The sequence below is a fragment of the uncultured Oscillibacter sp. genome, assembly GCF_947654275.1.
Lineage (GTDB): Bacteria > Bacillota > Clostridia > Oscillospirales > Oscillospiraceae > Oscillibacter.
In genome coordinates this window covers 1-13,842 of the sequence record NZ_CANTJS010000066.1, presented here as the reverse complement: position 1 = coordinate 13,842, position 13,842 = coordinate 1, and the positions used below count along the sequence as shown (strand labels likewise).

Genomic DNA, 13,842 nt, shown 5'->3' with positions numbered 1-13,842 from the left:
GGCCATTATTGACGCAGTAAAAACCCCTGTCATTTTGTACAACAACCCCAAGTACTCCAACTTTACCGTCAACGGCGACCTGCTGGCCGAGCTGGCCGACATGGGTCTGGAAGGCGTGAAGGATTCCTCCGCCGACATCGCCCTGTTTTATGACTTTATGGCCAAGGTCAAGAAGCCTGGCTTCCTGTTCCTCATCGGCTCCCAGACTCACTTGCTGCCTGCCGTCGTAGCCGGCGCTCACGGCTGCGTCTCCGGCCTCTCCAATGCGTTCCCCGCTTTCATCAAGGAGATCTATGAGGACTGCAAGGCTGGCAAGTACGCCGAGGCCCGGGAACTCCAGCTCAAGGCCAACCTGCTCCGATCTGTCACCGGTTCCGGCATCCCCGTGCCCTTCTATCACGCGGTTCTGCCCATGCTGGGCATTGACATCGGCGTGCCCAAGAAGCCCTTCCTGCCTCTGGACGCCCCCGAGGTGGAACGCATTGGCAAAGCGCTGAAGGAAACTCAGATGATTATTGGCTGACTGCGTTCAGCCCAAATGCGGCACGGCCCACGATCCGAACTTTCGATCGTGGGCCGTCCTGCATAATTCAAAAGTCAGGAGGAAGCACAATGTTTCCCAAATGCCAGCTTCCCTCGGTCGCCCAAAAGAAATCTCCGCCGCCTGCGGAGGGCCTCCTATGAGCGGCGGCGCCAATCTGCCCGAAGGCGTGATCGGGCCGGTCCGCATGGTCTTTTTAGATCTGGACGGAACAGCATTGAATGATCAGGAGCAGCTTTCCACTCAAACCCTGAAGGCACTGGATCTGCTGCGCACCCATGGCATCCCCTATACCTTTACCTCGGCAAGACCTGCTTCCATGATGAGTCTTTACTGCCAGCAGGCCAAGATTGCCGGACCCATTATCACTTTGGAGGGGGCTGAGATCCGTATCTGGAAAACAGACAGCGTCCTCTGGAGCACCCCCATCGAAAAACGGCTCGCTGTGGAACTGATGGAATTTTGCCATTTGCTGAATGTGGACTATACCTTCTACACTTCCGAAGCCGCTTATTTCCGGCAGGACACCACCAGACTCCCCCGCTTCCGCAGCTATAACGAACAGGCGGATAAGCTGGCTCTGCTGCCGGTCTCCTGCCACTGCTATCAGGCATATCCGCCCCGGTTTATCGCCTCCCGGCAGCTGCTGAAGGTCTGTGTGGTGTCTCAAGATGCTGAAGCGTTGGAAAAGCTGATGGCCTTTGTCCAACGGCATCCTGCTCTGCAGGCGGAGCTCTCGGAGGCTTCCACCGTTTCCATCGTATCCAGGATGGCGTCCAAGGCGGCGGCGGTCCGCCTGTTCTGTGAGATGCAGAATATCCCCCTCCAGGATATCTGCTGCTTTGGTGATTATCGCAACGACATCGGAATGCTTCAGCAAGCCGGATACTCCGTAGCTATGGGAAACGCGCCGGAGGCGGTAAAGGCGGCGGCCCGCTATGTAACCTGCTCGAACAAGGATGACGGCGTCGCGTCATTTATCCAGCAATATATCATATCTGCAACGGGATATAGTCATCGCTGATAATAAAGAGCAAATTCCCCCATGGGTTGAATACACCCTTACGGAAAAAGGACAGTCAGTCGGGCCTGTTTTACAGAGTATCTGAAAATGGCCTGGGGTATTTTATAAAGAAGATATTGAAAATACGATGTTCCACTGTCAGAAATGCGATTGTCGCTGATTCTGAATAAAATTCAAACTGATTTCAATGTTAAGGATATTTTTTGACAGCAACAGATACAGAATAGCCACCGTTTGGGGTGAAAAAAGTGTAAGCACAGCATGGCCGCCATACCAATGCCGGTCATGCTGTGCTTATAACGGGGGTGTTTTTTCGCGGATCTACTGAGTCCGTTTTGACAACGGAGATATCAGACCCGCTCTATCATATTGGTAAGCATCATGGAAACAAATGCAGTGAAAGTCCCCTAAAAAAAGTTCGCGTATTTCGCAAATGTACGCAAGTAAGGAGTCGCAAGCCATAGTCAAGCAACACATTACGCCCCTGTACCCTAGAGGCTGTTTAAAAGCCAGCGGAATGCCGGATGGGGGCAGATTGTTTACCCAATGGGCATGTGATATCCGTAAGGCGGCAGAGCCGCCAACGGCTATCCAATCGTCAGACAAGGCGATTGGACCCGGGAATCCTGACGGATTTCAAGTCCAATCAACGCAGTCTTGGCAGAAAACCTGGCGGAATAAGATACCCCAAGACGGCGTTTTGACGGTTTTCAAACAGACTCTAGGGTGAAGGCCGGGTGAAAGAAGGCCAGAATCTTCTGGTAGGTATCCACCGCCGCGTGGTGGGCCTCATCCACGATCAGATAGTCAAAGGCGTCCTCCCGGAAGCAGTCCAAATGCAGCGCCGCGCTCTGCACGCTGCCGCAGACCACATGGGCTTCCGGCTCCTTCACATTCTCCATGTAACGTCCAATGGTGACGCCGGGCCAGAGCGTTCGGAAGGTCTCCGCGGCCTGACCGGCCAACTCCTGGGTGCGGGCCAGGAACAGCACTCTGCCGCCGCGGCGCTTGGCGTCCATGACGTGCCCCACAATTCTGTTTATGTATGCGTCGCAGGCTGGATTGCGTCCAGGTTTTCCACAATAAACCGCTGTGCCGAAATATCGTAAATGACCGCTTGATAGGGTCCCCTTTCACCGGTCCGCTCTACCACGGAAATGCCCATTTTTATGCCGGCTTCCGTCGGGCGTCTCGTGCGTTTTCCGTCGGGCAGCGCAACCCATTCCATCATTCCCAGAGTTATGAGCCATGCGAGGATATCTGAATAGGAACACTTTTGCATGGCCTCGGTATCCACCAGCGCATTGAGGCGTTTCCCAATTTCACTGATTGAAATCGGCTCCTCAGAATAGGCAAACCGGCTCCTTTGGTCAATCGGAAGCTCAAACGGACATTTTGGGGGCTTTGGAGGTCTGGGAGAGACTGGAGCCGGCCTGATTCCGCCGTTTTCAATCACCTGCCGCAGCACATCGGATACAAAGAAAAAGCATCTTGACAGATGGACCTGATTGATGATATCCCCCTCCGGCGCCACGGTATCGTCAATGGGGTTGATCCCATTTGCCAATTTTTCCATATACATTTTTGCCCGCTCAATTTTTTCCAGCTCTGTCATGAGACATCCTCCTTGCCACGCTGCCGAAGCTTCGGAACAGGGCGGTCGGCCCCGGAAGTTCCCTGTTTGCTCTTTCGGCCTTTTTGTGCTGTTTTATTCAGTATACCACATATTCCCCCCTGGGGGAAGGGTGCAATGGAGGCACATATCATGATTCAAGACATTATGAAGGACGAACCCTTTCTCTCCCAAAAAGCGGAGCCCGCCACGCCTGACGGTCTGCCTGCGGCCCAGGACCTGCCGGACACTCTGACCGCCCACCGGGGCGGCTGCGTGGGCATGGCGGCCAGCATGATCTGAACAAAAAATCAAAGTGCGGCAATCGAAATTGATTGCCGCACTTTAGCCGTGCTCTGAACAGGCGTTTGTTGTTATCCTTATGCCGAATGGCCCTTGCCCCCGGCTCTTTTACTGTCTTCCGCGTTTCTGCGCTTATGCGGCCGGTTCTCCCCCGTTCTCCGGCGGCGCTTCCGCCTCGGGGTCTTCTGTTTCCTCCGGCGGTTCCGGGTCCTCCGGAGGCAGGACATTCTCCGCGCCGCCCCTGCTCACCAGAAAGGAAAAGCTGCCGCTGACCTGCTGGCCGTGGGCCAGAACGGTGTAGTCCCCGTCTTTGGGAATGACGGTGGTCCGGACCTCATTAAAGAGGGTTTCTTTTAGAAGGAACTCCCCATCCTCATCGCGGATTTCCACCGCCAGCGAGCCCCGATGCGTGCTGACGTGGGACTCCAGCGCATCCCCGGCCTCCAGGCGGAAGGTGTGGGAGTCGAAGCCGTCAAACCACCCGTAATCCATGCGGTAGCTGGTTTCGTCGGCATAGCGGGAACAGTTGGAGGCGTTGAAGTACTCTCCATTGGCAAAGTACCAGGCGGCGGCGTACATGCTCAGGGCCGCGCCCACCAGAATGAAGCAGAGGAACATGCCCAGCCAGTCGTATTTCACCCGTCCGCCGCCCCGGGCGGCCAGCAGGGTTTCAATACCCAGGAGAATCAGAATCACCGGCGAGGCGCTGAGCATCCACCGGACGTCGGCCTGGGGCCAGAACATCGCGGCCAGCATCCCGCCGCCCGCCGCCACCAGCACGACGCCCAGGGTGAAGGTACCCACCCGGCGCGGGGGCGCTTCCCTGACCTCTTTCAGGTCCTTAATCTTTTTCCCTCCCAACACAGCGTTTCCCTCCTCCCCGTCTTACCGTTTGTCATGACGGTCTTCCTGCTTTTTCTCTGTCTCTTCGGCCTCCTCCGTCTCGAAGCGCTCCACGTCGAACTCGGATTTCCACTCCAGAATCACCGGCTGAGGCTCCTTCGGAACCTCCGGGGCCTGGGGCTCCGGCTCCTCATGGAATGTCTTCTCCGCCTCGGTCCAGGGCGTGGCCTGCATTCTGGGGGACGGGCCGGTCTTGGGAGGCGTATAGGGGGGCGTGTCGTCATCGTCACAGACAACCCTGGGTCCCCGGATGAACCAGAGTCCCAGCGTAAAAATCAGCACCGTGCCCACGATGCGGGGCGCGTCCCAGACCAGCAGACTGTAGAGCCAGTCCAGCCAGGGGAACAGATTGCTCAGTGTTCCCAGGATCCGCCGGGCGAAAATCTGATAGAGGTTGTACAGGCCCACCACCACCAGAATCCAGCCGATGAGGCTGTGCCGCTTGCCGATAATCTGGTTCAGCCGCCGGGAGTCCATCTCGGACATGCCGAACATGAATTCGTCCTCCGGGGCCATGCCCTCCCGAATCTGCCGGCGGAGGTTGAAGCTGTCAAAAAAGGAGAACAGCCACAGCGGCGCGATGAGCACCGCCAGCACCCCCATTTCCAGAAATACCGCGATGAAAAGCAGGGCGGTGGCGATTATGGTCTGGGAAATCCCCCGCTTCATATACCCCTGGCACATCTGGCCGCAGCCGGGGACGCAGGCCCAGCACAGGTGCCAGAAGCTCCCCATCAATTTCCGAATGCCTTTCATGCCTTGTTTCCTCCTTCAATCAACTGACGGGCCGGAACCCGTTCAAAAAGTCTGAAATGCCGCCTACGGCCCCCCGCAGGGAATCGTTGAGCTCTCCTGTCAGCCCGGTGAGCTGCCGGGAAACGCTGGTGCGCTCTTCCGCCGGAAGCGGCAGCGACGGTGTGAAGTCCATCCGGGGCGAGCCCCAGAGCATCGTCAGCGCCAGGGCGACGGCGGCCGCGGCGGTGGCGTACCGGCTGACAGCGTTCCGGATGGCCCGGATACGGATATGGCTCCACAGGGTTTTTTCGCAGCTGCGGGCCGGGACCAGCAGCGGCCCGCCCTCCAGCAGCTCCATGTACCGATGCAGACAGTCGTCACAGAACGCCAGGTGTTCCGCTGTTTCCAGCCGGGTCAGCTCCTCGGGAAGGAGCTCCGGGCTTTGAACCAGAACCATCAGCATTTCATTGGTCAGATGTCCGTCAGCGCGGAATGCTTCCATGGGTTCCACTCCTTTCTAACTGCTCCCGCAGCAGGCGCCTGCCTCGGGAAAGCTGTGTATACACGGTTTTCGGGGGCCGGCCCAGGGCCAGGGCGGCCTCCTCTACGGAGCGCTCCTCTAAAAGACAGAGGCGGCACACCTGCCGGTAGGGCTCCTTCATAGCCTGAATGGCCTCCCGAATCTCCGCCGCCGCGCTCCTGCGGAGGGCGGTCTCCTCGGCGGGCGGAGCCAGCCCCCGGGCCAGCTCCTGGTCTCCGGGCAGAACGGTTCGCCGGTTCCAGGCGCTTTGCAGATGGTCCTTGGCCTTGTTGGCGGCGATGCGGCCCAGCCACTGCCGTTCATAGCCCTCCGGCAGGGCGTCCCGGTGGAGATAGGCGGAGAGAAAGGTCTCCTGGGTCAGGTCCTCCGCCGCCGCGGAGTCCCGGACCAGCTGAAAGCAGATGGTGTACACCAGGCGCTCGTATTGAACCACCAGCGCCGAAAAAGATTCCCTTGTTATATTCGCCACACCGGCCTCCGCCCCCTTCCCTGCCGTTCCGCCTCCCGGCTGCCGACATGTATCATACGGCGCGGCTGACCAAAATTCTTCAAAAATTTTCTAAGAATCTTCAAAAAATTTTTTTAGTTTCTGCCGGAGAAAAAACGCCGGCAGCCGGAGACCCCCCAGAGTTCTATTCAATTCTGAATAGGATGTATTCATAATTGAATAAAACCGCCGTTTCCAGGCTTGGCCTATGCACTTTTCACAGAGCCGCCCCGGCTGCTTGCGGCGCTTCGCACAAAGCCGCCTGCCCTCTGTTCCGGAACGCCTGCGTGCAGCTCTATTCATTTTTGAATAGAGCCCCAAACTCCCGCCGGAAGCCCTCTGCCGTCTCTGGACAGACTGCCGAATTTTCATAACTATTTTTGGTGATCTCCACAGATTTTCCGCAATGCAGCCAGAAAATACGCCTTGAAAAACTGGCATATAATTTGCTAAAATAATCAGGCACAAGAGTTGCGGGATGCACTCCCGCCCAAAATAAAGGAGGATGCTACTTATGTATCAGACCGTTCGTTATGAGAAAAAGGACAACATCGGCATCGCCACCATCAACCGGCCCGAGGCGCTGAACGCCCTGAATTCCCAGGTGATTGCCGACCTGGAGGCGCTGATTGGCGAGGTGGAGCAGGACGCCGGGCTCCAGGCCTTCATTCTCACCGGCGAGGGCCGCTCCTTCGTGGCCGGAGCCGACATCGGCGAGCAGAAGCCCATGGATGTGGCCCAGGGCCGCAAGTGGGGCCAGCGGGGCAGCGCCCTGTTCCGCCGCATTGAGAAGCTGGAGATTCCCACCATCGCGGCGGTGAACGGCTTCGCTCTGGGCGGCGGCTGCGAGATTGCCATGAGCTGCGACATCATTCTGGCCGCCGGCCCCAACGCCGAGGGCAAGGGCGGCGCCAAGTTCGGCCAGCCGGAAGTGGGGCTGGGCATCACCCCCGGCTTCTCCGGCACCCAGCGGCTCCCCCGCCGCGTCGGCATCGCCAAGGCCAAGGAGCTGATTTTCTCCGGCAAGGTCATTGACGCCGCCGAGGCCAAGGCCATCGGCCTGGTCAACGACGTTGTTCCTCTGGAGCAGCTGATGGACGCCGCCATGGCCATGGCCAGGTCCTTCACCGCCAACGCCCCCATCGCCGTGAAATACTCCAAGGCCTGCATTGACCGGGGCATGCAGATGGACATTGACGACGGCATCGCTCTGGAAAACGAGCTCTTCGCCATGTGCTTCGCCACCGAGGACCAGAAGGAGGGCATGGGCGCCTTCCTGGAGAAGCGGAAGGAAAAGCACTTCCAGAACAAATAACGTACTTTTTCTCGAGAGAAAAAGTAAGCAAAAAGAGCTTTCGCTCGCTCCGGCAGTCTGACATCAAACCAAGCCGGAGCGACGGCAGCGAAAAATCCTGTGCCGGGGTGAAGCTCTCATTCAGCCCTATTCTATCACAGAAAAAGGAGTTCGGAAAGCATGAAAAAGGTTCGCGTCATTACCGCTGAGGAAGCGGCGCTGATGGTCAAGGACGGCGACACTGTCACCACCGGCGGATTCGTCAGCTGCGCCTGTCCCGAGGCGCTGACCAAGGCTCTGGAAAAACGCTTTGAAGAGACCGGCCATCCCCGGGACCTGACCCTTTTCTTTGCCGCGGGCCAGGGCCACCGGGACGGCACCGGCGGCGACCACTTCGGCGGCGAAGGCATGTGCAGGCGCGTGGTGGGAGGCCACTGGGACCGTGCCCCCCGGCTGGGCGATCTGGCCCTTGCCAACAAGATTGAGGCGTACAACCTGCCCCAGGGCGTCATCACCCACATGTTCCGGGACATTGCCGCCCACAACATCGGCACCATTACCCATGTGGGCCTGTATACCTTTGCCGACCCCCGGAACGGCGGCGGCAAGCTGAACGAGTGCACCAAGGAAGACCTGGTGAAGCTGGTGAACATCGAGGGGGAAGAACGGCTTCTGTATAAGCCCATCCCCATCAACGTCTGCCTGATCCGGGGCAGCTATGCCGACGAGTACGGCAACTGCACGGTCCACCGGGAAATCGGCCCCCTGGACGTCACCGCCCAGTGCCAGGCCACCAAAAACTCCGGCGGCATCGTTATCGTCCAGGTGGAAAAGATTGTCCAGGGCGGCACCCTGGACCCCAGGCTTGTGAAAATCCCCGGCATCTACGTGGACGCCATTGTGGTGGGCTCTCCCGAGGACAATAACCAGTGTCTTGGCATGCCCTATGACGGAGCCCTCAGCGGCGAGTTCCGCATCCCCGTGGACGACATCCCCTCCATCCCCCTGGACGCCAAGAAGATTCTGGCCCGCCGGGCCGCCATGGAGCTGCCCCAGGACGCCATTGTCAACCTGGGCACCGGCGCGCCGGAGAAAATCGCCAACGTGGCGGCGGAGGAGGGCATCTCCGACAAGATGACCCTCACCGTGGAGGCCGGCTCCATCGCCGGCGTGCCCTACGGCGGCACCCAGTTCGGCGGCGCGGCCAACTCCATGTCCATTCTGGACCACAACGTTCAGTTTGACTTCTATCAGGGCGGCGGCCTGGATGTGGCCTTCCTGGGTCTGGCGGAGACGGCCCCCAACGGAGATTTGAACGTCTCCAAGTTCGGCACCCGTCTGGCCGGCGCGGGCGGCTTTATCGACATCACCCAGAATGCGAAAAAGGTGGTCTACTGCGGCACCTTCACCGCCAAGGGCCTGAAAACGGAGTGCCGGGACGGCAAGCTGGTGATTACCCAGGAGGGCGCGAAGAAGAAGTTTGTCAACCAGGTGGAACATATCACCTTCTCCGGTACTTATGCCAACAAGGTGGGACAGCCGGTGCTGTACGTCACCGAGCGGGCCGTGTTCGAGCTCCGGCCCGAGGGTGTGACTCTCATTGAGATTGCCCCCGGCATCGACCTTCAGACCCAGGTGCTGGACCAGATGGAATTCATGCCGCAGATCAGCGAGGACCTGAAGCTCATGGACGAGCGGATTTTCCGCGACGAGCTGATGGGACTTGCCAACGACTAATTAGGAATGAGAAATCAGGAATTTTCCCTGACTGAAGCGGAGACCCGCGTTACAAGAGGAATTCCTCATTCCTAACTCCTAATTCCTGATTCAACAATAAGGAGGAACAAAAAAATGGCCTTAATGACCGCTCAAGAGTACATCGAGAGCCTGCGCAAGCTCAAGACCCGGGTTTACATGTTCGGTGAGGAGATTGAGAACTGGGTGGACCACCCCATGATCCGCCCCTCCATCAACTGCGTCGCCATGACCTATGCCCTGGCTCAGGACCCCCAGTATGCCGACCTCATGACCGTGAAGTCCAGCCTGACGGGCCATACCGTCAACCGCTTCACCCACCTGCATCAGTCCACCGAGGACCTTATCAACAAGGTGAAAATGCAGCGCCTCCTGGGCCAGAAGACCGCCAGCTGCTTTCAGCGCTGCGTAGGCATGGACGCCTTCAACGCCGTGTTCTCCAGCACCTATGAGATCGACGAGAAATACGGCACCCACTATCACGAAAACTTTAAAAACTTCATCACCATGGTCCAGGACAACGACCTCACCGTGGACGGAGCCATGACGGACCCCAAGGGCGACCGCTCCAAGGCTCCCAGCCAGCAGGCGGACCCGGACATGTACGTCCACGTGGTGGAGCGCCGGGAGGACGGCATCGTGGTCTGCGGCGCCAAGTGCCATCAGACCGGCTCCATCAACTCCCACTGGCACATCTTCATGCCCACCATCTCCATGGGTGAGGCGGACAAGGACTGGGCCGTCAGCTTCGCCTGCCCCACCGACGCCGAAGGCATGTACATGATTTACGGCCGTCAGTCCTGCGACACCCGGAAGCTGGAAGAGGGCGCGTCCATCGACGTGGGCAACGCCAAGTTCGGCGGCCAGGAGGCCCTGGTGGTGCTGGACCACGTGTTCATCCCCAACGAGTACATCTTCCTGAACGGCGAGTATGAATTCGCCGGCATGATTGTGGAGCGCTTCGCGGGCTACCACCGCCAGAGCTACGGCGGCTGCAAGGTGGGCGTGGGCGACGTGGTGATTGGAGCCACCGCCCTGGCCGCGGAGTACAACGGCGTGGAAAAGGCCTCCGCCGTCAAGGATAAGCTGATTGAGATGACCCACCTCAACGAAACCCTCTACTGCTGCGGCATCGCCTGCTCCAGCCAGGGCTTCAAGACCAAGGCGGGCAACTACCAGATCGACCTGCTGCTGGCCAACGTCTGCAAGCAGAACGTCACCCGCTTCCCCTATGAGATCGTGCGGCTGGCCGAGGACGTGGCCGGCGGCCTGATGGTCACCATGCCCTCTCAGAAGGACTTCGAGAGCGATACTGTGGTGGGCCGGAACGGCGAGACCATCGGGGACATCTGCAAGAAGTTCTTCGCCGCCCGGGAAGGCGTCTCCACCGAGGACCGCCAGCGGGTCATGCGCTTCCTGGAAAACATGTGCCTGGGCGCGGCTGCCGTGGGCTACCGCACCGAGTCCATGCACGGCGCGGGCTCTCCCCAGGCCCAGCGCATCATGATTGCCCGCCAGGGCAACATCCAGGGCAAGAAGCAGCTTGCCAAGGACATCGCAGGCATCCAATAAGCGCGGGACTCCCGCTTGAACCCGGCGAAGAGCGGGAAATCGCCGTATATCGCCGGTATCCAGTCATTTTCCCATTGCCCGGAACAGGCTCCGGGCCCCCGGAGCCTGTCCAGATAAACAAGCAGACTGCCTAATTTTTTAAAGGAGAGAACATCACATGGATTTCAATTTGAGTCGTGAACACCAGCTGATTCAGAAGATGATGGCGGAATTCACCGAGAATGAAGTGAAGCCCATCGCCGCCGAGACCGACCTGAACAGCGAATACCCCAGAGAGAACATTGAAAAGCTCTTCCAGCTGGGCGTCATGGGTATGTGCGTACCCAAGGAATACGGCGGCGCCGGCGCGGACCCCCTGGCCAGCGCCATCTGCATCGAGGAGCTGAGCAAGCAGTGCGCCTCCACCGGCGACATTGTGGCCACCCACAACGGCCTGTGCTGCGATCCCATCCTGACCCACGGCACCGAGGAGCAGAAAGCCAAGTATCTCCCCATGCTGACCACCGGCCACAAGGTGGGCGCTTTCGCCCTCACCGAGCCCAACGCTGGTTCCGACGCCTCCAAGGGCCAGACCGAAGCCCGGCTGGAGGGAGACCATTATGTGATGAACGGCTCCAAAATCTTTATCACCAACGGCTATGTGGCCGACGTGTTCGTGGTCTTCGCCATGACCGACAAGTCCAAGGGCACCAAGGGCATTTCTGCCTTCATCGTGGAGAGCGGTTTCCCCGGCTTCTCTGTGGGCAAGCATGAGGTGAAGATGGGCCTCCACGGCTCTCCCACCGCCGAGATTGTATTCACCGACTGCATCGTTCCCAAGGAAAACATGCTGGGCAAGGAGGGCAAGGGCTTCTCCATCGCCATGCAGACTCTGGACGGCGGCCGTATCGGCATTGCCGCCCAGGCCCTGGGCATCGCTGAGGGCGCTATGGAGGAGGCCATCAACTACACCAAGGGCCGCGTCCAGTTCGGCAAGCCCATCAGCAAGTTCCAGAACACCCAGTTCACCTTTGCCGACATGAAGATGGGCTGCGAAGCCGGCCGCCTGCTGACCTATCAGGCCGCCGTCCTCAAGGGCCAGGGCGTCCGCTACACCAAGGAGGCCGCCATGGCCAAGCTCTGGTGCTCCGAGCACGCCATGAAGACCACCACCAAGGCCCTCCAGATGTTTGGCGGCTACGGCTACACCAAGGATTATCCTATGGAGCGCATGATGCGGGACGCCAAGATCACCGAGATCTACGAGGGCACCAGCGAGGTCCAGCGCATCGTCATTTCCGCCAACATGGGACTGTGATGCTTTCTTGAAAGACTGTAACGACACTTGATTTTGCGAAGTAAAATCTTAGTGGAGTACGTCCCCGACGGGGAAAGTATCCAAAGAACTTTAGCGCGCTCTGACAGTCTGGCGATGAATCGGACCGAAGCGACGGCAGCCAGGCCTCTGCGCGTTTTGAAAACAATTTGGAGGATAAACAAGTATGAAGATCATTGTTTGTGTCAAGCAGGTTCCCGACACCTCCGGTAAGGTGGCCGTCAATCCCGACGGCACCCTGAACCGGGCTTCCATGCAGACCATTACCAACCCCGACGACATGAACGCGGTGGAAGCCGCCCTGAAGCTGAAGGACGAAACCGGATGCAAGGTCATCGTGGTCACCATGGGTCCCCCGCCTGCCGCCGGCATGCTCCGGGAGCTGATGGCCATGGGCGCGGACGAGGCCGTTCTGGTCTCCGCCCGGGAGTTCGGCGGCTCCGACACCTACGCCACGTCTCAGATTCTGGCCGCCGCCATTGATACCATCGGCGTGGAGAAGGACGACATTGTGATGTGCGGCCGCCAGGCCATCGACGGAGACACCGCCCAGGTGGGTCCCCAGATTGCCGAGAAGCTGGGCCTGCCCCAGGTCACCTATGCCGCCGACATCCACAAGGACGGGGACACCGTCACTGTGCAGCGGATGCTGGAAGACGGCTATATGACCATCAAGACCCAGACTCCCTGCCTCCTCACCTGCATCAAGGAGCTGAACAGCCCCCGCTACATGTCCATCGGCGGCATCTATGCCACCTACACGAAGCCCCTGGAGACCTTCGACTATGAGAAGCTCAAGGATCACAAGCTGATTGACGCCTCCACCATCGGCCTGAAGGGCTCCCCCACCAACATCTTCAAGAGCTTTACGCCTCCCCAGAAGGGCGTCGGCGTCATGCTGGAGGGCAGCGGCAAGGAGACCTGCGAGGAGCTGGCCGCCATCCTCATCAAGAAGCACATCATCTGACCTGCTTTTTCTTGAACTTTCTTGACTTTCTTGAATTTTCTTGAAAAACTGCGCAGCCGTCGGCGGCTTTGCCGCCGGCAGGCCTCCTTCACAGGGAAAGCAGGAAATTATAGTTTGCTCTGAGCGCCTGGTTATTGGTTATTTACCGGACCGGAGCGACAGCAACAGGGTCTGTTCTAACTTAATAGTCTGTAGAGAGGTGTAAAAAAACTTATGTCTACTTTCAATAGCGCGGATATCGCCGCTTTCAAGGACGTCTGGGTCTTCTGCGAGCAGCGCGAAGGCAAGCTGATGCCCACCGATTTCGAGCTGATCTCCAAGGGCCGGGACCTGGCCAACGAGCTGGGCGTGAACCTCTGCGGCCTGCTGCTGGGCGGCGAGGGCATCGAGGCGGCCGCCAAGGAGCTGGGCGGCTACGGCGCGGACAAGGTCTATGTCTGCGAGGACCCCATGCTGGCCGTCTACAACACCGACGCCTATGCCAAGGTCATCTGCGACGTGATTGAGGACCTCAAGCCCGAGGCCTTCCTGATTGGCGCCACCAACATCGGCCGCGACCTGGCCCCCCGCTGCGCCGCCCGGCTGCACACCGGCCTCTGCGCCGACTGCACCCACCTGGACATCGACGTGGCCAACTACATCCAGTTCCTGCGGGAGGCTTCCACCATCGACGTGGACAGCCAGAAGTGGGACATGGAGGACCGGAACCTGAAGATGACCCGTCCGGCCTTCGGCGGCCACCTGATGGCCACCATCATCTGCCCCCGCTTCCGTCCCTGCATGGCGACGGTGC

General features: G+C 59.1%; 16 protein-coding genes. 10 read left to right on the top strand and 6 right to left on the bottom strand.

Annotated elements, in window-relative coordinates; genetic code table 11:
* From Q0063_RS13005 to Q0063_RS14810, 3 genes are all read left to right on the top strand, one after another.
* A partial coding sequence (locus tag Q0063_RS13005) for a dihydrodipicolinate synthase family protein (RefSeq protein ID WP_297872404.1) occupies positions 1 to 523 on the top strand: 523 nt, incomplete at its 5' end.
* Positions 524 to 680: 157 nt separating this feature from the next.
* A complete protein-coding gene (locus Q0063_RS13000) occupies positions 681 to 1,565 on the top strand; it encodes an HAD family hydrolase (protein WP_297872403.1) in 885 nt (294 codons plus the stop codon).
* Positions 1,501 to 1,650: a winged helix-turn-helix transcriptional regulator gene (locus tag Q0063_RS14810; protein WP_367180384.1), complete on the top strand. Its 150-nt coding sequence runs from the start codon at positions 1,501 to 1,503 to the stop codon at positions 1,648 to 1,650. Before Q0063_RS13000 ends, Q0063_RS14810 begins: the two co-directional genes overlap by 65 nt.
* A 625-nt stretch (positions 1,651 to 2,275) precedes the next feature.
* Here the strand turns inward: Q0063_RS14810 and Q0063_RS12995 are convergent.
* The gene (locus Q0063_RS12995; protein WP_297872402.1) at positions 2,276 to 2,584 is read right to left on the bottom strand and encodes a DEAD/DEAH box helicase family protein; all 309 of its coding nucleotides are present in this window, start codon (positions 2,582 to 2,584) and stop codon (positions 2,276 to 2,278) included.
* Positions 2,585 to 2,604: 20 nt separating this feature from the next.
* Positions 2,605 to 3,180 carry a hypothetical protein gene (locus Q0063_RS12990; protein WP_297872401.1) on the bottom strand — a complete coding sequence of 192 codons (576 nt, stop codon included), beginning with the start codon at positions 3,178 to 3,180 and terminating at the stop codon, positions 2,605 to 2,607.
* A 150-nt stretch (positions 3,181 to 3,330) separates the two neighbouring features.
* On the opposite strand from Q0063_RS12990, the gene Q0063_RS12985 reads away from it, so the two are divergent.
* Positions 3,331 to 3,480 carry a hypothetical protein gene (locus tag Q0063_RS12985; RefSeq protein ID WP_297872400.1) on the top strand — a complete coding sequence of 50 codons (150 nt, stop codon included), beginning with the start codon at positions 3,331 to 3,333 and terminating at the stop codon, positions 3,478 to 3,480.
* A gap of 132 nt (positions 3,481 to 3,612) precedes the next feature.
* Here Q0063_RS12985 and Q0063_RS12980 read toward each other — a convergent pair whose 3' ends face one another.
* The 4 genes from Q0063_RS12980 to Q0063_RS12965 are packed head-to-tail and all read right to left on the bottom strand — an operon-like array spanning position 3,613 to position 6,128.
* Positions 3,613 to 4,344, bottom strand: a complete 732-nt coding sequence (locus Q0063_RS12980; RefSeq protein ID WP_297872399.1) for a hypothetical protein — start codon at positions 4,342 to 4,344, stop codon at positions 3,613 to 3,615.
* A gap of 21 nt (positions 4,345 to 4,365) precedes the next feature.
* On the bottom strand, positions 4,366 to 5,139 hold the full coding sequence (locus tag Q0063_RS12975; RefSeq protein ID WP_297872398.1) for a hypothetical protein: 774 nt from the start codon (positions 5,137 to 5,139) through the stop codon (positions 4,366 to 4,368).
* 19 nt (positions 5,140 to 5,158) lie between these two features.
* Positions 5,159 to 5,620, bottom strand: coding sequence for a hypothetical protein (locus Q0063_RS12970; RefSeq protein WP_297872397.1), 462 nt, complete (start codon positions 5,618 to 5,620; stop codon positions 5,159 to 5,161).
* Entirely contained in the window at positions 5,601 to 6,128 is a 528-nt protein-coding gene (locus Q0063_RS12965; protein WP_367180383.1) for an RNA polymerase sigma factor, read from the bottom strand. Before Q0063_RS12965 ends, Q0063_RS12970 begins: the two co-directional genes overlap by 20 nt.
* A 532-nt stretch (positions 6,129 to 6,660) precedes the next feature.
* Here Q0063_RS12965 and Q0063_RS12960 point away from each other — a divergent pair.
* From Q0063_RS12960 to Q0063_RS12935, 6 genes are all read left to right on the top strand, one after another.
* Positions 6,661 to 7,461, top strand: coding sequence for an enoyl-CoA hydratase-related protein (locus Q0063_RS12960; protein ID WP_297872396.1), 801 nt, complete (start codon positions 6,661 to 6,663; stop codon positions 7,459 to 7,461).
* Between the two features lie 159 nt (positions 7,462 to 7,620).
* A complete protein-coding gene (locus Q0063_RS12955) occupies positions 7,621 to 9,177 on the top strand; it encodes an acyl CoA:acetate/3-ketoacid CoA transferase (RefSeq protein WP_297872395.1) in 1,557 nt (518 codons plus the stop codon).
* Between the two features lie 114 nt (positions 9,178 to 9,291).
* Complete coding sequence (locus tag Q0063_RS12950; RefSeq protein WP_297872394.1) at positions 9,292 to 10,767, top strand: 4-hydroxyphenylacetate 3-hydroxylase family protein; 1,476 nt, start codon at positions 9,292 to 9,294, stop codon at positions 10,765 to 10,767.
* Positions 10,768 to 10,924: 157 nt separating this feature from the next.
* Positions 10,925 to 12,064 carry an acyl-CoA dehydrogenase gene (locus tag Q0063_RS12945; protein ID WP_297872393.1) on the top strand — a complete coding sequence of 380 codons (1,140 nt, stop codon included), beginning with the start codon at positions 10,925 to 10,927 and terminating at the stop codon, positions 12,062 to 12,064.
* A 184-nt stretch (positions 12,065 to 12,248) separates the two neighbouring features.
* The gene (gene acrB / locus Q0063_RS12940; protein ID WP_297872392.1) at positions 12,249 to 13,049 is read left to right on the top strand and encodes an acryloyl-CoA reductase electron transfer subunit gamma; all 801 of its coding nucleotides are present in this window, start codon (positions 12,249 to 12,251) and stop codon (positions 13,047 to 13,049) included.
* Positions 13,050 to 13,262: 213 nt separating this feature from the next.
* Positions 13,263 to 13,842 (top strand): electron transfer flavoprotein subunit alpha/FixB family protein (locus Q0063_RS12935; protein ID WP_367180381.1); only part of this gene is annotated, 580 nt, incomplete at its 3' end.